This window comes from Lactococcus sp. S47, from assembly GCF_016517475.1.
Classification (GTDB): domain Bacteria; phylum Bacillota; class Bacilli; order Lactobacillales; family Streptococcaceae; genus Lactococcus; species Lactococcus lactis.
Map to the genome: position 1 here is coordinate 200,346 of NZ_JACVUB010000001.1, position 19,952 is coordinate 220,297.

Sequence of the window (19,952 nt, forward strand, 5' to 3'; positions counted from 1 at the left end):
AATTGCGGTTTTTTGAATTTCGGAGGAAAATAATGGCAAATAAAAAACTAGCATTTCAAGATATTATCTTGACCCTACAAGGCTTTTGGTCTAAACAAGGGGCAAACTTGATGCAAGCTTATGATAATGAAGTAGGAGCAGGAACAATGAGCCCTTACACTTTCTTGCGTTCAAACGGACCTGAACCTTGGGGAGCCGCCTATGTGCAACCTTCACGTCGTCCTGCTGACGGTCGTTATGGTGAAAACCCAAATCGGTTGTTCCAACACCACCAATTCCAAGTTGTATTAAAACCATCTCCAAAAAATATCCAAGAACTTTATCTTCAAAGTTTAGCTGAACTTGGAATTGATGCTTTAGAGCATGATATCCGCTTTGTTGAAGATAACTGGGAAAATCCTTCAATGGGATGTGCCGGTATTGGATGGGAAGTTTGGATTGATGGGCAAGAATGTACTCAATTTACTTATTTCCAACAAGTTGGAGGAATTGAAGTTGATTCCGTAACTTCAGAAATCACTTATGGTTTGGAACGTATTGCGACAGTTATTCAAGAGGTTGATTCTGTTTATGACCTTGAATGGGGGAATGGCGTAGCTTACGGTGATATTTTCAAAGAACCTGAATACGAACATTCTAAATTTGCCTTTGAAGAATCAAACCAAGAGCTTTTACTTAAACTTTTTGGAGAATATGAACAAGAAGCGCTTGATTTATTAGATAAAGGCTTGGTTCACCCAGCTTATGATTATATTTTGAAATCTTCACATACTTTCAATTTACTTGATGCACGTGGAGCAGTTTCTGTAACTGAGCGTGCAGGCTATATGCATAGAGTTCGTACAATGGCACGTAAGGTAGCAAAAACTTTTATTGAAGAACGTGCAAAACTTGGTTTCCCGCTCTTAAAAGATGAAGCTTTGCGTGAAAAATACCTTGGTAAAAAAGGAAAATATACTAAGATTGTAGAAGGAGAAGAAAAATAATGACAAATTACTTACTTGAAATTGGTTTGGAAGAAATTCCAGCACATTTGGTGACTCCTTCAATCAATCAATTAGCCGAAAGAATGGAAACTTTTCTTAAAGAAAATCGTTTAGAATTTGATAAAATTATTAAATTTTCAACTCCACGTCGTTTAGCAATTATTGTTGAAGGTTTGGCAGAAGCGTCAGAAGCGATTGATGAAGAAGTTAAAGGTCCATCTGCTAAAATTGCTAAAGATGCGCAAGGGAATTGGTCAAAAGCGATTCAAGGTTTCTCAAGAGGACAAGGAGCTACTCCAGATGATTTAATCCTTAAGGGTGATTATTATTATGCTAAAAAACATATTGACGGAGTAAAAGCAGAAGAAATTCTGTCTAAAGTTGGCGATGAAGTCATCGCAAAAATGACATTCTCAACTTATATGAAATGGGGAAATAATGATTTTCTCTTTGTTCGTCCAATTCAATGGATTGTTTCACTTCTAGAAGATAAAGTTGTTGCTTTTGATTTATTGGACGTAACAGCAAATCGTTTTTCACGAGGCCATCGTTTCTTGGCAAATGTTGAGGTTGAACTCAAAAATGCAAATGATTATGCTAGCAAAATGCCAGAAAACTTTGTTTTAGTTGATGCTGAACATCGTAAAGCAGAAATTTCAGCTCAAATTTTGGCTCTTGCGTCTGAAAATAAATGGCAAGTTACTTTGCATAAAGATTTATTAGAAGAAGTAAATAATATTGTTGAATATCCAACTGCCTTTGTTGGTTCATTTGATCCTAAATATCTTTCTGTTCCAGCAGAAGTTTTAGTGACATCAATGCGTGATAATCAACGTTATTTTGAAGTTTATAACCAAGAAGGTCAACTCGCACCAAACTTTATCTCTGTCCGTAATGGGAACGCTGAAAATATTGAAAATGTAGTGCTTGGAAATGAAAAAGTTTTGGTTGCTCGTCTTGAAGATGCAGAGTTTTTCTGGAAAGAAGATCAAAAACTTAAAATTGAAGATTTGGTCGCTAAACTTGCTAAAGTAACTTTCCATGCTAAAATTGGTTCAATTACTGAACACATGGCGCGAACAAAAGAAATAGCCGCTAAGTTAGCTGATATTGCTGGTTTGACAGATGAAGAAAAAAGAGACGTTGCTCGTAGTGCTGAAATTTATAAATTTGACCTTTTGACAGGAATGGTTGGAGAATTTGATGAATTACAAGGGGTAATGGGTGAAAAATATGCGCTTTTAGCTGGTGAAAATGCAAATGTTTCTGCAGCAATTCGTGAACATTATATGCCAACTTCAGCCGAGGGAGAATTGCCTGAAACAAAAGTCGGTTCTGTGCTTGCAGCAGCTGACAAAATTGATTCAGTCCTCTCTTTCTTTAATGTTGGTTTAATTCCTTCTGGTTCAAATGACCCTTATGCTCTACGTCGAGCAGTACAAGGCTTGATTCGTATTATTGAAAAAATGAATTGGCATTTCGATTTATCTTTATTTATCGACCAATTTGAAGGTGAAAATCATCTTGAAATTTTGGATTTCGTCAAAGCACGTATTCAAAAACTCTTGCTTGAAAAACTCGATCGTCATGATATTGTTGAAGCGGCAATTAATAGTTCAAGCTTTGATATTACAAACATGATGGAATCGGCTTTTGTCATTGATGGGCACAAACTTCACGAACCTTTTAAACCAGCAATTGAAAATGTTTCGCGTTCAATTAATTTGGTTAAAAAAGCAAAAGATATTAAAGAAATAAATCCAACACTTTTTGAAGAAGATGCAGAAGAAGCTCTTTATAACGTTGTTATTTCTCTTCAAAATCAATGGACTTATATGCCTGGTGAAGAAAAATTCAGAGCAATTGTTCATTCACTTGCACCTGCAATTGAAACTTTCTTTGAAAGTGTAATGGTAATGGCTGAAGATTTATCAGTTCGTGATAATCGTATTGCGTTGTTGTCAGAAGTTGTTGCATTAACAAGTGTTATGGCTGATTTTTCTTTGATTAATACAAAATAAAATTGATAGATTTACTGACAGAAAGTTTATTTATGACTCTAAAAAGCTGTCAGTAAAATTTGAGTTCTGTCAGTAATTTTAACAATATTCATGAAGAAAGGAACTAAGAAATGGCAATTACAAATGAACAAGTAGAACGTATTAATGAATTAGCGCGTAAGAAGAAAGCAGAAGGATTATCAGAAGCTGAGCTTGAAGAACAAGCCCTTTTACGTCGTACTTACCTCGATAGTGTTAAAGCAAATTTCCGCTCACAAGTTGAAACCATCAAAGTTATTGATGAAAAAACAGGAGAAGATGTTACTCCGGATAAACTTAAAGAAATTCAACGTAAGAATGGGATGCGCGACTGAGCTTTTTCTTGCAAATATTTCATAAAATGTTAAAATAAATATTAATAAATGATGGGTATGGTGCACACCCGAAACCGCTTTAAGAATAAAATCTTAAAACTAATGGCGCCTACAAACAAAAGGCTATCTCCAAGTAGTCTTGTTTGTAGCGCCTTTTGTTTTGTAAAATATTATAAAGTGAGTTAAACTCACAAACAAGGAGTTTCAAAAATGAATTTTTTTAAAGTAGGAATTTCAAGAAGCGCAATTTTATATGTCTTCTTAGCTGTAATTATTGGGGGATTAATTGGTATTGTTGATGCTATATTTGGTCGAGGGCTTATCTATATTACTGAATTTAGAGATAGTCATGCCCTATATTTAATTCCATTTTTAACCTTAGCTGGTCTCTTAATCGTTTATATTTATAAGAATTTTGGTAAAGACAGCCAAAAAGGAATGGGCCTAATTTTTGAAGCGGGGAATCATGGGCGAGAAGATATTCCAAAACGTCTTGTTCCGCTGATTGTTTTCTCGACTTGGCTTTCTCATTTGTTTGGTGCCAGTGTTGGTCGTGAAGGAGTTGCAGTTCAAATCGGTGGTGTGATTGGACATGCGATTGGTAAAAAACTCTCAGCAAAAGAAGCTAAAAAAATACTTTTGATTACTGGTATGGCTGCTGGTTTTGCAGGGCTCTTTCAAACACCAATCGCAGCAACTTTCTTTGCTATTGAAATTTTAATGTTGGGTAAAATTGAGTATAGAGCTTTAATCCCAGCTTTGGTTGGTTCATATGTTGCAAGTTGGACTTCAAGCAGTTTGGGATTAGAAAAATTTTCTTTCGCAATCAATACTAACATTCATATTGACCCTTTGGTTCTTTTAAAATTGGCTGTCATTGCCGTTTGTTTTGGACTTGTAGGAAGATTTTTTGCGGAATCTTTAGCTTTTATGAAAGCAACCGTCGCTAAAAGAATTGTTAATCCTTATTATAGAATTATTTTGATGGGAATTGTCATCTCAATTGGTTTACTTGTTATTCATTTGGACCGTTATGCTGGTCTTGGGACTAATTTGATTTCTTTAAGTTTTAATGGTGGACATATCAATGGATATGATTGGATATTAAAATTAATCTTTACGGTTTTATCAATTTCTGCTGGATTCCAAGGTGGGGAAGTCACACCACTCTTTGCTATTGGTTCAACATTGGGTGCAGCTTTGGCTATGCTCTTTGGTTTACCTGTCGAATTTGTGGCTGCTGCGGGTTATGTTTCAATTTTTTCAGCCGCAACAAACTCTTATTTTGGCCCAATTTTTATTGCTGCGGAGGTCTTTGGGTTTGGTTCGGTTCAATATATCCTACCAATTATGACAATTGCCTACGTTTTGAATGGAAATTCATCCATTTATGCGCAAGAAGTTCTAAATTTGGAAGTTTAAACAAAAAGATGACCTATCTGGGTCATTTTTTTTTATATAATTTTTCAGTTTTAATGTAATCAATAACGTTTTGAGGTAAGAAGTAAGTGGGTTCAATATTTTTGGCAAACATTTCCCTTAGCATTGTACTAGAAATTGGTAACAAGGGAGCATCAAGCCAAGTAACAGGATAAGGACTTTTGGAGATTGTATCCGTTCTTCTTAAGGCAATGAATGTCACAAGTTTTAGGAGTTCATCAATTTTGTACCATTTGGGAAGATATTCCACCATGTCGCTACCAATAATGAAATAATAATCGGTATCAGGATTAGCTTCAGTCAGGAGTTTGAGCGTGTCATAACTGTAAGATTTTCCACCACGTTCAATTTCAATCAACTCAAGACCGAGTCTAGGATTTTCTTTGATTGCTAACTCAAGCATTTTGACTCGATGTTTTGCAGAAATGGTTTCTTTTTCATCGACATGAGGTGGAATATTTTCAGGCATTAGTAATACTTTATCCAAATTCATTTGTTGGGCAACTTGGTCAGCCATCATTAAATGAGCATGATGAATTGGATTAAAATTTCCTCCTAATAGACCTACTTTTTTTCTGTTCCCTTTATCCATAAGGGGGCTTTCTCCTTAATTTTTGAAATTATTTAATCTACCAATATTTTGAATCAGTCAATTTATATTGTACCATAGCTCATCGCAATCTATAAGACTAAAGAAAAACTCCTCAAGGGAGTTCTTTAATTTAAGATTCGATTTGGACAATGTATCTACTGTTAATATAATGCTCGGTGTTATCCTCATCAATTACAAGGCAATTTCCGTTGCTGTAACCTTTCTTGAAATGTAAGGCAGAGACGACACTTCCGTCTATTAAGTGGATTTTTACACTATCATTTTGTTTAAGTAGTTTCTTTAGATAACTAATCATAATCCTCTCCTTTCTCCATTACTTCTATTGTAGTACAAAAAACATAAGTGGAGCAAAAAATTGACTAGTTTTATATAAAATACATGGCGAAATTTAAATTATAATTTATTGTATAATTATAAAGGGTTCCCAGTACAAATTTAGGGCAAAATTTGATAAAATAAAGATTAGAATTGCGTTAAAATCGGTATGATTAGCGGAAGTGAATATGGGAGAAAAAATTATGCCACATCTATATCAAGACGACAGTCTTACATTACATACGGACTTATATCAAATTAATATGATGCAAACTTACTTTGAGCTTGGACGACATCAGCGTCAGGCGGTCTTTGAGGTTTTTTTCCGTGAGATGCCCTTTAAAAATGGTTATGCTGTTTTTGCTGGTTTAGAAAGAATGGTTGATTATTTAAAGAATCTTAAATTCTCGGAAACAGATATTGCCTATTTGCGTGAATTAGATTATCCGGAAGATTTTCTAAATTATTTAAAAGAATTGCGTTTTACAGGAACAGTTAGAGCGATGCAAGAAGGACAACTTGCTTTTGCTAACGAACCTTTAGTGCAGGTTGAAGGTTCGCTTGCGGAATGTCAGTTGGTCGAAACAGCTATTCTTAATATTATAAATTTCCAAACTTTGATTGCTACTAAAGCTGCTCGTATCAAATCTGTAATTGGGGATGACCCTTTGTTGGAATTTGGGACAAGACGCGCTCAAGAAATGGATGCAGCCATTTGGGGAACACGAGCAGCAATTATTGGTGGTGCTGATGCGACATCAAACGTTCGTGCAGCTAAAATCTTTGGTTTGAAGGCTAGTGGAACACATGCTCATGCTTTGGTTCAATCTTATGGAAATGATTATGAGGCTTTTAAAGCATACGCACAGACTCATAAAGATTGTGTCTTCCTTGTGGATACTTATGATACTTTAAGAGTTGGAGTTCCTTCAGCGATTAAAGTGGCGCGTGAATTTGGCGATAAAATTAATTTCCAAGGTGTACGAATTGATTCTGGAGATATGGCCTATATCTCGAAAAAAGTTCGTCAGCAACTTGATGAAGCAGGATTTACTGATGCAAAAATCTACGCTTCAAATGATTTAGATGAAAACACAATTTTAAGTTTAAAAATGCAAAAAGCAAAAATTGATGTTTGGGGAGTTGGAACTAAATTAATTACGGCTTATGATCAGCCAGCGCTTGGTGCAGTTTATAAATTAGTATCTATGGAAGATGAAAGTGGTCAAATGCAGGATACCATTAAACTTTCAAGTAATGCTGAAAAAGTTTCTACACCAGGTAAAAAACAAGTTTGGCGAATCACCAAAAAAGCAGATGGCAAATCAGAGGGGGATTATATTACATTTTCAGATGAACGCCCAGATGTAGCAGAAGAAATTTACATGTTCCACCCGCTTTATACCTACATCAATAAAAATGTGCGAGACTTCAATGCCAATCCACTTTTGAAAGATATTTTTGTGGACGGCGAATTGATTTATGAATTGCCAAGCTTGCAAGAAATTAAAGAATTTGCTCGTGAAAACCTTGAGGAACTTTGGGATGAATATAAACGTGATTTGAATCCTCAACCTTATCCAGTAGATTTGTCACAAGAATTATGGAATCATAAAATGCGCCTAATTTCACAGGTGCGTACAACAGTATCAATGACGAGATTGGATGATGAATGATGAGAATAAGACGAATAGACCTCTGTGATGCAAGACTTTTCTGGGATGTCCAAAAGCAATTGGATACAGAAAGTAAGTTCATGATGCTTGAACCAGAGGAGCGAAGATTTGATTTTAGCCGAACAATTGGTCGAATTTCACGTTTTGATTTTTTAGTTGGTGCTGATGTTGATGGAAAATTTGTTGGATTTCTGTCAGCCAAAAGAGGAAATGCTAATCGAATTAGAAATACGGCCTATGTTGTTGTAGGAATTATTGAAGAATTTCAACACCAAGGAATTGGTTCTCAACTTTTTGAGGAATTAGAAAGATGGGCAAAAGAAAAAGCAGTAAAACGCTTAGAATTAACGGTAATGATTAATAACTATGCTGCGATTGCCCTTTTTCAAAAACATGGATTCACAATAGAAGGCGTTCGCCGTGAGGCAATGTGTGTTGATGGGAAATACATTGATGAATTCTATATGAGCAAAATTTTAGATTAAAAATAGTTAATGACAGAGCTGTCAGTAAAATATAGAAACTGTCAGTAAAAGGAAGATAAAATGACATTACAAGATGAAATTATTAAAGAACTTGGTGTGAAACCAGTCATTGATCCTAAAGAAGAAATTAGGGTGTCAGTTGAATTTTTGAAAGATTATCTAAAAAAATATCCTTTCATTAAGTCTTTTGTATTAGGGATTTCTGGTGGTCAAGATTCTAGTTTAGCAGGTCGTCTGGCTCAAATTGCTATCGAGGAAATGCGTCAAGAAACTGCTGATGAGACTTATAAATTTGTAGCAATTCGCCTGCCATATGGTGTTCAAGCTGATGAAGAAGATGCCCAACGTGCGCTTGCTTTCATTCAACCTGATATCAGTTTGACAGTAAATATTAAAGCTGCTGTTGAAGGGCAAGTGGCAGCCCTCAATGAAGCTGGAATTGAAGTATCAGATTTCAACAAGGGAAATATTAAGGCACGTCAACGTATGATTACTCAGTATGCTGTGGCTGGTCAATATCAAGGAGCGGTTCTTGGAACAGACCATGCAGCAGAAAATATTACTGGATTTTTCACAAAATTTGGTGATGGTGGAGCAGACTTGCTCCCACTTTTCCGCTTGAATAAACGCCAAGGAAAAGCACTCTTGGCTGAACTTGGCGCTGACCCAGCCATTTACGAAAAAGTTCCGACTGCAGACCTTGAAGAAGGAAAACCAGGACTTGCTGACGAGATTGCATTAGGTGTGACTTACAATGATATTGATGACTACACAGAAGGTAAAGTGATTTCTGAGGATGCTAAGGCTAAAATCGAAGCATGGTGGAATAAAACACAACATAAACGTCACTTACCAATTAGTGTTTTTGATGATTTTTGGAAATAAAAACAAAAAGTTACTGACAGGATTTCTGTCAGTAATTTTTTTATTAAAAATGATGAGGACTTGAATAAGAAGTAAAATGTAATTATGATATAATTAACTAAAACGTTTACAACAAAAAGGAGGGATAAGATGACATTTATTGAAGTGATTAATGAGTCTAAAATCTATCAATCAGGACAAGAGAAGATTTATGCCAATGACCAAGTAAATTTTGAAATTGAAGAAGGAGAATTGGCTGTCATTTTAGGTTCCTCTGGGGCAGGTAAATCAACAGTCCTAAATATTTTAGGAGGAATGGATACAAATGATGAGGGAGAGGTTATTATTGATGAGGAAGAAATCTCTAATTTTTCAAACAAAGAATTGATTACCTACCGACGTTATGCCGTTGGTTTCGTTTTTCAATTTTATAATCTTGTCAATAATTTGACAGCACTAGAAAATGTCGAATTAGCTTCTGAAATTGTCGAAAATGCTCTGGATGCTAAAGAAGTGCTGAAAAGTGTCGGTCTGGAACATCGGCTTCATAATTTTCCTTCGCAACTTTCTGGTGGTGAGCAGCAAAGAGTAGCGATTGCGCGTGCCATAGCCAAAAATCCAAAAATCTTGCTTTGTGATGAACCAACCGGTGCCTTAGATTATCATACAGGAAAACAAATCTTGAAAATTCTTCAAGATATGGCCAGAAAAGAAGGAAAAACAGTTATTATTGTCACGCATAATGCTGCAATTGCTCCAATTGCCAACCGTGTCATTCAAATGCATGATGGAAAAATTAAACAAATTGATAATAATAGCCAACCAGAAGATATCGATAGAATTGAGTGGTGAGCTATGCGAAAAAAAACTTTAAATAAAGAAATTCGCAGGTCAATTACGGGTTCATTAGGTCGCTTTATTTCTATTTTTTCCTTGATGTTGTTAGGGACTTTCGCTTTTGTCGGACTAAAAGTTTCTGGACCCGATATGAGAAGGACAGCGGAAGATTTTTATGCTCAACATCATTTAGCAGATTTGACGCTAACTTCAACTTTGGGATTGGACCATTCTGACCAGCAATTAATTAACGAAACCAAGGGTGTAAAAAAAGCAGAATTTGGCTATTTTCAAGATTTGGTAATCAAAGGAAAAGAAAATAGTCTGCGTTTATTTTCTAAACCAGATGAATTGTCAACTTATGAGTTAATATCAGGCAAGTTGCCTCAAAAAGATTCAGAAATTGCTTTAGATTATTTATATGATGGACAATATAAAATAGGACAAACCATTGATTTTACCCCTCCTAAATCTAAGGATTCTGATTTGATAAAAAATCATTCCTTTAAAATTGTTGGATTTGTGAAATCAAGTGAATATGTCGATAAAAGTGATTTTGGCTCAACGACAGTTGGAACGGGTAAACTTAATGGGTATGCGCTTGTTACCAAGGAAGCCTTTGATTCTGATGTTTATATGATTGCTCGCCTATCCTATAAAAACTTACAAAATATCTCCATTTTTGATAGTAAATATGATAGCCGTTTAAAAACCGAACAAAAAACCTTAGAAAATACTTTTAAGAATCAACCAGAAAAACGCTTGGCAGCACTGAAAACAGCCCCAGAAAAACAGATTAATGAAGCGAAAAGTCAAATAGTTGAGGAAGAAAATCAACTCACTCAGCAAGAAAATCAATTAATCGCACAAAAGAATCAAATTGGGGAAAATGCATCCGCTCAAGCGATTGAGCAAATCAATGCAGGCCAAAATCAAATTAATGATGGAAAAGAAAAGATTGCTAAAGCTAAAGCAGAGCTTGCAAAGCAGGAAACAGCCCTAAACCAGCTTGAAAAACCGACTTATCAAATTAATAATCGTAAAGAAGTAAATCCGGGGTATAAGACATTTTTAGATGACTCAACAAGAATTGACAGTCTTTCAAATATTTTTCCAGTAGTCCTTTTTGCGATTGCTTTATTAGTGAGTTTGACAACAATGACTCGTTTTGTGGAAGAAGAGCGAGGAAATCTTGGGTTACTGAAGGCTTTGGGATATTCTAACCGTGATATTCGTAAGAAATTTATGGTCTATGGATTAGTTTCTAGCGGTTTAGGAGCTTTAGTAGGAACAATTATTGGACATACCTTTTTGCCGATAGCGGTATTTAATGCTTACACAGCTTCATCTACCTTTAGCAATTTACGGTTAACATTCTCTCCTTTATGGACAATAGTTGCTTTTGCGATAGCTATTGCTTGTAGTCTTTTTCCAGCATATTGGGTTGTCCGAATGGAACTAAAAGAAGTACCAGCCAGTCTCTTTTTAGCAAAAGTACCAAAAGCAGGCTCACGGATTCTTTTAGAGAAAATTAATTTTATTTGGAAAAGAATGAGTTTTACTTATAAAGTGACGGCTCGAAATCTATTTCGCTATAAAAAGAGAATGTTAATGACTATCTTTGGTGTCGCTGGCTGTACCGCTTTACTTGTCATGGGATTTGGAATTCGTGATTCCATTTCTGGTTTATCAAAGAAACAATTTGGTCAAATTTTGCACTATGACATGATTACTATTGAAAAAAATAAAGTAAATGACAAAGAAAAAGAAGAGATAGATAAAGAATTAGCCTCATCAGAAATTGAGAATTATTTGCCGATTGCCTTTGAAAATTTGACAAAAGAAGCCAGTGGCAAATTAGAAAAACAAGAGGTTAACTTAATTGCGACAAATCGTTCTGATGATTTATCAAAATACATTAGCTTAAAATCTCGTAAAAATAGTCAAAAAATTGAATTAAATAACTCTGGAGCAGTCCTTTCAGAAAAATTTGCTGAACTTTTAGACCTTAAAGTTGGTGATTCTCTGACACTAAAAGATAGTGAAAATCAGCCTCATAAGATAAAAGTAGCAGCAATTACTGAAATGTATATGGGCCATTATATTTTCATGAATCAATCGGTTTACCAAAAGGTTTTTAAAAAAGATTTTGTGGCAAATGCCCAATTGATTAAGTTGAAAAATGCGTCTACAAATAATATTCAAAAAATGTCAGCTCAATTTATGCAAGAAGACGGAATTCAAGCAGTTTCACAAAATAGTGACCTCAAAAAGGTGATTGAATCCTTTATGTATGGCATTAATAGTGTCATGATTGTTTTGATTACTTGTGCCATTTTACTTGCGATTGTTGTCATCTATAATTTAACAAATATCAATGTTTCCGAGAGAATTCGCGAATTAGCCACAATCAAAGTTTTAGGATTCTATGACCGTGAAGTCACACTTTATATTTATCGGGAAACGATTTTATTAAGCTTTTTAGGAATTCTGGTTGGTTTTGGTTTGGGGGATTATTTCCATCAGGTTATTATGAACCAATTGTCAGCTGACCAAATTATGTTTGCACCGGGATTACTTTGGACAAATCTTTTATTATCGGCAGCAATTACTTTTGCGACTACTCTTTTGCTAGCTATTGTTGTTCATTTCAAATTAAAAGCCGTGGATATGCTTGGGGCTTTGAAATCAGTAGATTAATCATTAAAAATTTTACTGACAGCTTTTTAAGAAATAAAAAAATTACTGACAGAAATTTCATCAGTAATTTTTTTATTATTTTTCAACTTTACGTTTGAGGTCACCAATTTGTTGGCCTTTATCTTCGTCAGCTAAAATCTCTTCAAAAGCAGGGAGTTGAATTTCTTCTCCATATTTTTGGTAAAGAGCAGTAGTCACCAAACGATAAGCTAGTCGTGCATTTCTTGAAAGAATTGGCCCATGGAAATAAGTTCCAAAAGTATTTTTGTAAATTAAACCTTCGGTTTGGTCATCTGGATTATTTCCACCACCGTAAACGACGGTTCCTAGTGGCTTTTCGTCATCAGACAGATAGGTAATTCCTGAATGGTTTTCAAAACCATAATAAGTTTCACCAAATTCTTCATTGTGAGTTTCAATATCACCAATAAAACGGTCAGTTCGTAAATTTTCAGTATAATGTCCAAGAATTCCCGTTCCTTGAATTTTTGTCCCTTCGGAATTAACATAGTACTGACCGAGCATTTGATAACCACCGCAAATTGCAAGAAGTGGTTTTTCAGATTCAATGTAATCTTTTAAAGGTGCTGACAAGTCAAGCAATGATTGGTCAGCAATAATTTCTTGCTCATAATCTTGACCACCACCCCAGAAAACAAGGTCATAATCTTCTTTTGCAAAAGTATCACCTAAAGAAACGATATTGAAGGTCATCTCTGCCCCTAATTTTTCTCCGACATACTTGAGCATGAGAATATTTCCGTTATCACCATAAGTATTCATTAAATCACCATAAAGATGAGCCACATTGAGGGAATACTTTGGATTTTCAAGATTTGATTTTAAAGAGATATAAGCCATTTAACGCATTTCCTTTCCAAGATAATGACCCTCAGCCAATAATTCACGCATTTGTAACATGGCAGTGTAAGTTGCCAAAATATAAACATGCTCTTTTGGACTCTCTTTAATTGCCTCTAAAACTTCTGAAAATTCCTTGCGTTCAGAAATATTTTCGGCATTAAAACCTGTCACACGCATTCTTCTAGCCATTTCAGATGAACGAACACCACCTGTGATAATTTGGTCAATTTCCATATCATTAATTAATTCAAAATTAGCATCCCAAATCCAACTTGTGTCAATTCCGTCAGCATAATTGGCATTTAAAAGGCTAACTAAAGTGAAAGGATAATTGGCTAATTTCATCATTTCAAGGGCTTGATTAGCACCTACTGGATTTTTAATCAAAACAATGGTTACTTTTTTTCCATCAATTTCAAGCGTTTCTTGACGACCAAAAACTGCTTTAGAAAGTTCAAAACCAGCCGCAATTGTTTCTTTTGGCACATTGAAATATTCAGCGACAGATACAGCAGCAAGAGCATTATAAATATTATAAAGTCCGCCAACATTAATTTTATAATCTGTCCCATCGATGACAAATTTAGAAGAAGTATTTGTAATCTCTGATAATTCTGTCAGTTGATAATCTAATTCTGGACGACTAAAGCCACAATTTTCACAGATATAATTTCCTAAGTTAGCATAGGTATTCATCTTGTAAGCCAAAATATGATGACAAACGGGACAAACAATCCCCTCAGTATTGTAATGAGCATGAGTAGGTTCATGGCTTTCATGGTTGAAACCATAGTATTTTACAGGATTAACTAATTTTTTTGAGTTGAAAAGTGGACTATCGCCATTTAACAAAACCGTACCTTTAGGACTATTTGCCGCACCCTTGACAATAAAGTCATAAGTTGTATAAATCTCGCCATAGCGGTCCATTTGGTCACGGAAAATATTAGTAAACACAAATAACGAAGGTTTGATATATTCAGTGATTTTTGGCAAACTCGCTTCATCAATCTCAAGAACAGCAAATTTCTTTTCGCCAGTTTTCGCTTTGGGAGCTTTCAAAAATGTGGATACAATCCCCGTTATCATATTAGCCCCAGTTGGATTTGTCACAACCGGTCCAAAAGCCTTTTCTAGAATTCCCACGGTCAGTGCTGTGGTCAATGTTTTTCCATTTGTCCCAGTCACAACAATGATTTCATAATTTTTTGTCAGTGATTTAAGAATTTCAGGATCAAATTTTAAAGCAATTTTTCCTGGTAAAGTTGAACCGCGCTTGAAAAATTTTTCCAAGACAAAGCGCGATGAATTACCAGCAAACTTTGCAAATGAAGTTTTTATTGTCATAAGCAATATTATACCAAATACAGGGATTTTTTGCTCTATAAAATTTGAAAAAAATTTATAAAACATATTTGATACTACTAACAAAAAAAAGTGATAAAATAATATCATTATGAATAGCAGAATATTCCAACACAATACTTTTACGACACTTTCTAGTGGTTTTTACAAGGGAACGATTACCCTCAAAGAAGCACTAGAACACGGATCAGTCGGTATCGGCACACTTGATACTGCAAATGGAGAAGTGACCATTATCAATGGAATCGCTTATCACGGGGACTCAGAAAATCATGTCCGATTAGTTGAAGAAGATGAGACAATGCCTTATGTGGCAATGGTCGAACATCAGCCAATCGCAAAGTTTACTGACAGCTCTGTCAGTAATTCAGAAGATTTTCTGTCAGCACTGACCAAGCGATTTCCAACAGCAAATACCGCTTATACTATTGTTATGACTGGTCAATTCAAAGAAGTGACAGTCAGTAGCAAACCAGCCAATAACACTCGTCCTTATGACGAAATTATGGCTGACCAACCTTATTTTACAAAAGAAAATATTTCTGGAACTATGGTTGGAGTTTGGGCGCCAAAACATTTGACTGACCTTTTTGGTCTTGGTTTTCACTTACATTTTGTCAGTGATGATAAAACTTTTACCGCACATGTCCAAAATTTCATTACAGAAAACCTTGAGATTGAAATTGGTAAAATAACCAAAATTGACCAAGAATTTCCTGACGATGATGAAAACTTTGACCAGCACTTATTTCAATAATTTTGTCTGATATAGAAGACAGACTTCTCAAATTTTGTTACTATTCAATTGAGAAGTCAGTAATTTGATTAAAATGTAATTTATAGAATATTTTGCTATAAAATAAAAGTAATTATAGCTCTCACAGAACCGCTCTCTTCATAATAAGAGCGGTTTTTTATTGCAAAATATGCTATAATTGTCCTAACTGATTTTTAGTTATAAAAAAGAAAAATGGAAGTTTAGTGACCAAAAAGCAAATTTCAAACCAGGTTGGTCCATAAGAACTCATATAAAGGAATCAAAATGAATCTACAAGAAATGAACGCCCGTAAGGAAAAAATTCGTAATTTTTCTATTATTGCCCATATTGACCACGGAAAATCAACACTTGCTGACCGTATTCTCGAGCAAACTGAAACCGTCTCAAAACGAGAAATGCAAGCCCAACTTCTTGACTCAATGGATCTTGAACGTGAACGCGGAATTACCATTAAATTAAATGCTATTGAGCTAAATTATAAAGCCAAAGATGGGGAAACTTATATTTTCCACTTGATTGATACCCCAGGTCACGTCGATTTTACTTATGAAGTTTCACGAAGCCTTGCTGCCTGTGAGGGAGCAATTTTGGTTGTTGATGCTGCACAAGGAATCGAAGCCCAAACACTTGCAAATGTTTATCTTGCTTTGGATAATGACCTTGAAATTTTACCCGTCATCAATAAAATTGACTTACCAGCTGCTGACCCAGAAATGGTTCGTCAAGAGATTGAAGATGTGATTGGTTTAGACGCCTCTGAAGCCGTTCTTGCTTCAGCCAAAGCTGGGATTGGTATTGAAGAAATTCTTGAACAAATTGTTGAGAAAGTTCCCGCCCCTCAAGGTGAAGTTGACGCTCCGCTCAAGGCTTTGATTTTTGACTCAGTTTATGATGCATATCGAGGCGTTATCCTTCAAATTCGGGTCATTGACGGCTCGCTTAAAGTTGGGGACCGTATTCAATTGATGAGTAACGGTAAAGAATTTGATGTCACAGAAGTTGGTATTTTCACGCCAAAAGCTGTTTCTCGTGATTTCTTGATGGCTGGAGATGTTGGTTATGTAGCAGCATCTATTAAAACCGTTGCGGATACACGTGTCGGAGATACCGTGACCCTCGCATCAAATCCAGCAACTGAGGCCCTAAAGGGTTATAAAGAAATGAATCCAATGGTATTTGCGGGGATTTATCCAATTGAATCAAATAAATTCAATGACTTGCGCGAAGCCCTAGAAAAACTTCAATTAAACGATGCTAGTCTTCGTTTTGAACCTGAAACATCGCAAGCGCTTGGTTTCGGATTCCGTTGTGGTTTCCTCGGTCTTTTGCATATGGATGTCATTCAAGAGCGTTTAGAACGTGAATTTGGTATTGATTTGATCATGACCGCGCCATCCGTTGTTTATCATATCAATACAACGGACGGTGAAACCCTTGAAGTAGCCAACCCATCAGAATTCCCAGATCCTACGCGCATTGAAAACATCGAAGAACCATTTGTTAAAGCTCAAATCATGGTACCAAATGATTTCGTTGGTCCGGTTATGGAATTAGCTCAACGGAAACGTGGAATTTTCCTAACAATGGATTATTTAGACGCAAATCGGGTGAATATCATATATAATATTCCATTGAGTGAAATTGTCTTTGATTTCTTTGATAAACTTAAATCATCAACTAAAGGTTATGCCAGCTTTGATTATGAGATTTCTGATTATCGTCCATCAAATCTTGTGAAAATGGACATTCTCTTAAATGCTGAAAAAGTCGATGCCTTAAGTTTCATTGTCCACAAAGACTTTGCCTTTGAACGCGGGAAAGTCATTGTTGAAAAACTTAAAAAACTCATTCCACGTCAACAATTTGAAGTGCCAATTCAAGCGACTATCGGAAATAAAATCGTTGCCCGTTCAGATATTAAAGCTCTTCGTAAAAACGTATTGGCCAAATGTTATGGTGGTGATATTTCCCGTAAACGAAAACTCCTTGAAAAACAAAAAGCCGGTAAAAAACGAATGAAAGCCATTGGTTCAGTAGAAGTCCCTCAAGAAGCCTTCTTATCTGTACTCTCAATGGATGAAGAATAAAACATCTTAAAATCACCATCAAGGTGGTTTTTTGTTACAATAAAAGAAGTAGAAAAGAGGTAGAAAATGAAAATATTTATCGTTGGAAGTACCGGACGTGTAGGTAAAAGTTTGCTTAAATCTCTCTCAACAACGGACCATCAAATCTATGCTGGAGCAAGAAAAGTTGAGCAAGTTCCTCAATATAATAATGTAAAAGCGGTTCATTTTGATGTTGATTGGAGACCAGAGGAAATGGCCAAACAATTACATGGAATGGATGCTATTATTAATGTTTCAGGCTCAGGTGGAAAAAGTTTATTGAAAGTTGACTTATATGGGGCTGTCAAACTCATGCAGGCAGCTGAGAAAGCAGAAGTTAAACGATTTATCTTACTAAGTACGATTTTTTCTCTTCAACCAGAAAAATGGATTGGTACCGGCTTTGATGCATTAAAAGATTATTATATTGCTAAACATTTTGCTGATTTATATCTTACTAAAGAAACAAATTTAGATTATACAATCATTCAACCTGGAGCATTAACAGAGGAAGAGGCAACAGGATTGATTGATATTAATGATGAGGTTTCTGCAAGTAACACAATAGGAGATGTGGCAGATACTATCAAAGAATTAGTGATGACCGATCATTCAATTGGAAAAGTCATTTCAATGCACAATGGAAAAACGGCGATTAAAGAAGCTCTTGAAAGTCTTTAAACTTTTCTTAACATTTAAAAGATACTTAAAAATTTAAGTATCTTTTTTGATTACAGTAAAAAATTGACAGGAGAGTCTGTAATATTTTATAATTTTAATGACGCTTAAAAGAAAGCGCTAAACAATAAATTGTCAATGTCCGCGATTTATTCAAAAAAATTTAAGGAGTTTTATGGACACAAAAAAAATTAGATGGTTTACCGTCGCATTCATTGCCTTTAACATGGTTTGGGGGATGGGGAATGTTGTTAATAACTTTGCCCAACAAGGAATTACTGTTGTTACCTCATGGCTGTTAATTTTGGCTTTGTACTTTATTCCCTATGCACTTATTGTTGGTCAACTGGGTTCAACTTTTAAAGATAGTAAAGGTGGGGTCAGTTCATGGGTTGAAAATACCAGTACAAAACGCTTGGCTTATTATGCCGCATGGACTTATTGGGTAGTTCACATTCCTTATTTGGCTCAAAAACCACAAGCGATTTTGATTGCTTTTGGTTGGGTGGGTCAAGGAAACGGAAATCTGGTTAATCAGATGTCAATGACCGCTGTTGCTCTGGCTTCCTTAGCAATTTTTTTAGCTTTCTTATGGTTGTCAACAAAAGGGTTAAATACTCTTAAAGTGATTGGTGGGCTTGCGGGAACAGCAATGTTTGTTATGAGTTTACTTTTCATTGTCATGGCGATTGGAGCACCTTTTATCGCAAAAGATTTCCATATTGCAACGCCTGACATGGGAAATATTAAAACTTATATCCCTAAATTTGACTTCAGTTATTTTACAACTATCTCAATGCTAGTTTTCGCTGTCGGTGGTGCTGAAAAAATTTCTCCTTATGTTAATCAAACGAAAAACCCAGCAAAAGAATTTCCAAGAGGGATGTTTTTGCTTGCTGGAATGGTTGGTATCTGTGCCGTCTTAGGTTCGATTGCCATGGGAATGATTTTCTCAAGCGGTAATTTACCAAATGACTTGATGGCTAATGGTGCTTATGCAGCATTCCAAATTTTAGGTCAACACTTTGGTGTCGGAAACTTTTTAATGATTGTTTATGCTTTAACTAACGGTGTAGGACAAATTGCTGCCTTAGCTTTCTCTATTGATGCGCCGTTACGCATTTTACTTGCTGATGCTGACCCAGAATTCGTTCCAGCATGGTTGCGTAAAAAAACGAACAAAGGAACGCTTAAAAATGGTTATACATTAACAGGGATTCTTGTTAGTATCATTATTCTTTTACCATTACTTGGAATCGGAGATATGAATGAATTGGTCAAATGGTTGACTAATTTAAATTCAGTTGTGATGCCAATGCGTTATCTTTGGGTCTTCTTTGCCTTCATTATGTTAAATCGGGCAGTAAAACATTTTCAATCTGAATATAAATTTATCAAACAAAAACGTCTAGCCATGATTGCTGGTGCTTGGTGTTTCCTCTTTACACTCATCGCCTGCGTGTTAGGAATGGTTCCAAAATTGGACTACACTGCTAATCCATCTGCATGGTGGTTCCAACTTGCATCGAATATTTTGACACCAATTGTTTTAATTTTACTAGGTATGCTTTTGCCTTTCATTGCTCGTCGTGAACAACGCAAAACAAATGGTCTTGATTTAAATTCGCTCAATGTGGAATAAAGCCAGATTATCCCTGATTTTTTCAGGGTTTTTTTGATGTATATTTTAGAATAAAACAAAAGGATAAGTATTCTTAAAAATATCTAAGGATTAATTGTAAAAACTAGTCTATATCTATGAGAAAAGCTGACTTTTCGTGCAAAATTTGGTATAATATAGATAATCTGTTTGTCAATTGGGGCAAACTCTTCCGAAAGCAAGAAAGGAAAGTAAAATTTCATTTTAA

The 19,952-nt window shown here is 35.4% G+C and carries 16 protein-coding genes and 1 riboswitch; of the genes, 13 read left to right on the plus strand and 3 right to left on the minus strand.

Translation table 11 applies throughout. The features are described from left to right. The first annotated feature begins 32 nt into the window (after window positions 1–32). From glyQ to IAE52_RS00995, 4 genes are all read left to right on the plus strand, one after another. Window positions 33–986 (plus strand): glycine--tRNA ligase subunit alpha, encoded by a 954-nt coding sequence (gene glyQ, locus IAE52_RS00980; protein ID WP_003130667.1) that lies wholly within the window; start codon window positions 33–35, stop codon window positions 984–986. Then, entirely contained in the window at window positions 986–3,007 is a 2,022-nt protein-coding gene (gene glyS / locus IAE52_RS00985) for a glycine--tRNA ligase subunit beta (RefSeq protein ID WP_058212252.1), read from the plus strand. Before glyQ ends, glyS begins: the two co-directional genes overlap by 1 nt. Before the next feature lie 110 nt (window positions 3,008–3,117). Continuing rightward, window positions 3,118–3,360 carry a DUF896 domain-containing protein gene (locus IAE52_RS00990; protein WP_033899438.1) on the plus strand — a complete coding sequence of 81 codons (243 nt, stop codon included), beginning with the start codon at window positions 3,118–3,120 and terminating at the stop codon, window positions 3,358–3,360. Between the two features lie 44 nt (window positions 3,361–3,404). Further along, a riboswitch (Fluoride riboswitch) is annotated at window positions 3,405–3,479 on the plus strand. A gap of 91 nt (window positions 3,480–3,570) precedes the next feature. Continuing rightward, window positions 3,571–4,782 carry a voltage-gated chloride channel family protein gene (locus IAE52_RS00995; RefSeq protein ID WP_015426309.1) on the plus strand — a complete coding sequence of 404 codons (1,212 nt, stop codon included), beginning with the start codon at window positions 3,571–3,573 and terminating at the stop codon, window positions 4,780–4,782. 22 nt (window positions 4,783–4,804) lie between these two features. Here IAE52_RS00995 and IAE52_RS01000 read toward each other — a convergent pair whose 3' ends face one another. Beyond that, window positions 4,805–5,392 (minus strand): nicotinate-nucleotide adenylyltransferase, encoded by a 588-nt coding sequence (locus tag IAE52_RS01000; RefSeq protein WP_200136627.1) that lies wholly within the window; start codon window positions 5,390–5,392, stop codon window positions 4,805–4,807. A 539-nt stretch (window positions 5,393–5,931) separates the two neighbouring features. Between IAE52_RS01000 and IAE52_RS01005 the strand changes: the two genes are divergently transcribed. The 5 genes from IAE52_RS01005 to IAE52_RS01025 all read left to right on the plus strand — a co-directional run bounded on the left by IAE52_RS01005 (window position 5,932) and on the right by IAE52_RS01025 (window position 12,290). Next, window positions 5,932–7,404 (plus strand): nicotinate phosphoribosyltransferase, encoded by a 1,473-nt coding sequence (locus IAE52_RS01005; RefSeq protein WP_021722509.1) that lies wholly within the window; start codon window positions 5,932–5,934, stop codon window positions 7,402–7,404. Beyond that, a complete protein-coding gene (locus tag IAE52_RS01010) occupies window positions 7,401–7,889 on the plus strand; it encodes a GNAT family N-acetyltransferase (RefSeq protein ID WP_029343839.1) in 489 nt (162 codons plus the stop codon). Before IAE52_RS01005 ends, IAE52_RS01010 begins: the two co-directional genes overlap by 4 nt. Window positions 7,890–7,949: 60 nt before the next feature. Then, complete coding sequence (gene nadE / locus IAE52_RS01015; protein ID WP_033899443.1) at window positions 7,950–8,774, plus strand: ammonia-dependent NAD(+) synthetase; 825 nt, start codon at window positions 7,950–7,952, stop codon at window positions 8,772–8,774. Between the two features lie 129 nt (window positions 8,775–8,903). Then, window positions 8,904–9,605, plus strand: a complete 702-nt coding sequence (locus tag IAE52_RS01020; protein ID WP_033899445.1) for an ABC transporter ATP-binding protein — start codon at window positions 8,904–8,906, stop codon at window positions 9,603–9,605. 3 nt (window positions 9,606–9,608) lie between these two features. Then, window positions 9,609–12,290: an FtsX-like permease family protein gene (locus tag IAE52_RS01025; RefSeq protein ID WP_033899447.1), complete on the plus strand. Its 2,682-nt coding sequence runs from the start codon at window positions 9,609–9,611 to the stop codon at window positions 12,288–12,290. 75 nt (window positions 12,291–12,365) lie between these two features. Here IAE52_RS01025 and gatD read toward each other — a convergent pair whose 3' ends face one another. Then, complete coding sequence (gene gatD / locus IAE52_RS01030; RefSeq protein ID WP_021722506.1) at window positions 12,366–13,151, minus strand: lipid II isoglutaminyl synthase subunit GatD; 786 nt, start codon at window positions 13,149–13,151, stop codon at window positions 12,366–12,368. Continuing rightward, on the minus strand, window positions 13,152–14,501 hold the full coding sequence (gene murT, locus IAE52_RS01035) for a lipid II isoglutaminyl synthase subunit MurT (protein ID WP_109991415.1): 1,350 nt from the start codon (window positions 14,499–14,501) through the stop codon (window positions 13,152–13,154). Window positions 14,502–14,610: 109 nt separating this feature from the next. Between murT and IAE52_RS01040 the strand changes: the two genes are divergently transcribed. From IAE52_RS01040 to IAE52_RS01055, 4 genes are all read left to right on the plus strand, one after another. Further along, window positions 14,611–15,276 (plus strand): acetolactate decarboxylase, encoded by a 666-nt coding sequence (locus IAE52_RS01040; protein ID WP_021722505.1) that lies wholly within the window; start codon window positions 14,611–14,613, stop codon window positions 15,274–15,276. 285 nt (window positions 15,277–15,561) lie between these two features. Then, window positions 15,562–17,385 (plus strand): translation elongation factor 4, encoded by a 1,824-nt coding sequence (gene lepA / locus IAE52_RS01045; protein ID WP_033899449.1) that lies wholly within the window; start codon window positions 15,562–15,564, stop codon window positions 17,383–17,385. A 66-nt stretch (window positions 17,386–17,451) separates the two neighbouring features. Continuing rightward, the gene (locus IAE52_RS01050) at window positions 17,452–18,087 is read left to right on the plus strand and encodes an SDR family oxidoreductase (protein ID WP_109990849.1); all 636 of its coding nucleotides are present in this window, start codon (window positions 17,452–17,454) and stop codon (window positions 18,085–18,087) included. A gap of 172 nt (window positions 18,088–18,259) precedes the next feature. Further along, a complete protein-coding gene (locus tag IAE52_RS01055) occupies window positions 18,260–19,726 on the plus strand; it encodes an APC family permease (RefSeq protein WP_058217467.1) in 1,467 nt (488 codons plus the stop codon). Window positions 19,727–19,952 lie beyond the last annotated feature (226 nt).

Coding starts and splice junctions, on each gene's coding strand:
- IAE52_RS00995 (WP_015426309.1), top strand. CDS start 3,571: ATGAATTTTTTTAAAGTAGGAATTTCAAGAAGCGCAATTTTATATGTC.
- lepA (WP_033899449.1), top strand. CDS start 15,562: ATGAATCTACAAGAAATGAACGCCCGTAAGGAAAAAATTCGTAATTTT.
- IAE52_RS01025 (WP_033899447.1), top strand. CDS start 9,609: ATGCGAAAAAAAACTTTAAATAAAGAAATTCGCAGGTCAATTACGGGT.
- IAE52_RS01040 (WP_021722505.1), top strand. CDS start 14,611: ATGAATAGCAGAATATTCCAACACAATACTTTTACGACACTTTCTAGT.
- IAE52_RS01010 (WP_029343839.1), top strand. CDS start 7,401: ATGATGAGAATAAGACGAATAGACCTCTGTGATGCAAGACTTTTCTGG.
- murT (WP_109991415.1), bottom strand. CDS start 14,501: ATGACAATAAAAACTTCATTTGCAAAGTTTGCTGGTAATTCATCGCGC.
- IAE52_RS01020 (WP_033899445.1), top strand. CDS start 8,904: ATGACATTTATTGAAGTGATTAATGAGTCTAAAATCTATCAATCAGGA.
- IAE52_RS01005 (WP_021722509.1), top strand. CDS start 5,932: ATGCCACATCTATATCAAGACGACAGTCTTACATTACATACGGACTTA.
- IAE52_RS01000 (WP_200136627.1), bottom strand. CDS start 5,392: ATGGATAAAGGGAACAGAAAAAAAGTAGGTCTATTAGGAGGAAATTTT.
- gatD (WP_021722506.1), bottom strand. CDS start 13,151: ATGGCTTATATCTCTTTAAAATCAAATCTTGAAAATCCAAAGTATTCC.
- nadE (WP_033899443.1), top strand. CDS start 7,950: ATGACATTACAAGATGAAATTATTAAAGAACTTGGTGTGAAACCAGTC.
- glyQ (WP_003130667.1), top strand. CDS start 33: ATGGCAAATAAAAAACTAGCATTTCAAGATATTATCTTGACCCTACAA.
- IAE52_RS00990 (WP_033899438.1), top strand. CDS start 3,118: ATGGCAATTACAAATGAACAAGTAGAACGTATTAATGAATTAGCGCGT.
- glyS (WP_058212252.1), top strand. CDS start 986: ATGACAAATTACTTACTTGAAATTGGTTTGGAAGAAATTCCAGCACAT.
- IAE52_RS01055 (WP_058217467.1), top strand. CDS start 18,260: ATGGACACAAAAAAAATTAGATGGTTTACCGTCGCATTCATTGCCTTT.
- IAE52_RS01050 (WP_109990849.1), top strand. CDS start 17,452: ATGAAAATATTTATCGTTGGAAGTACCGGACGTGTAGGTAAAAGTTTG.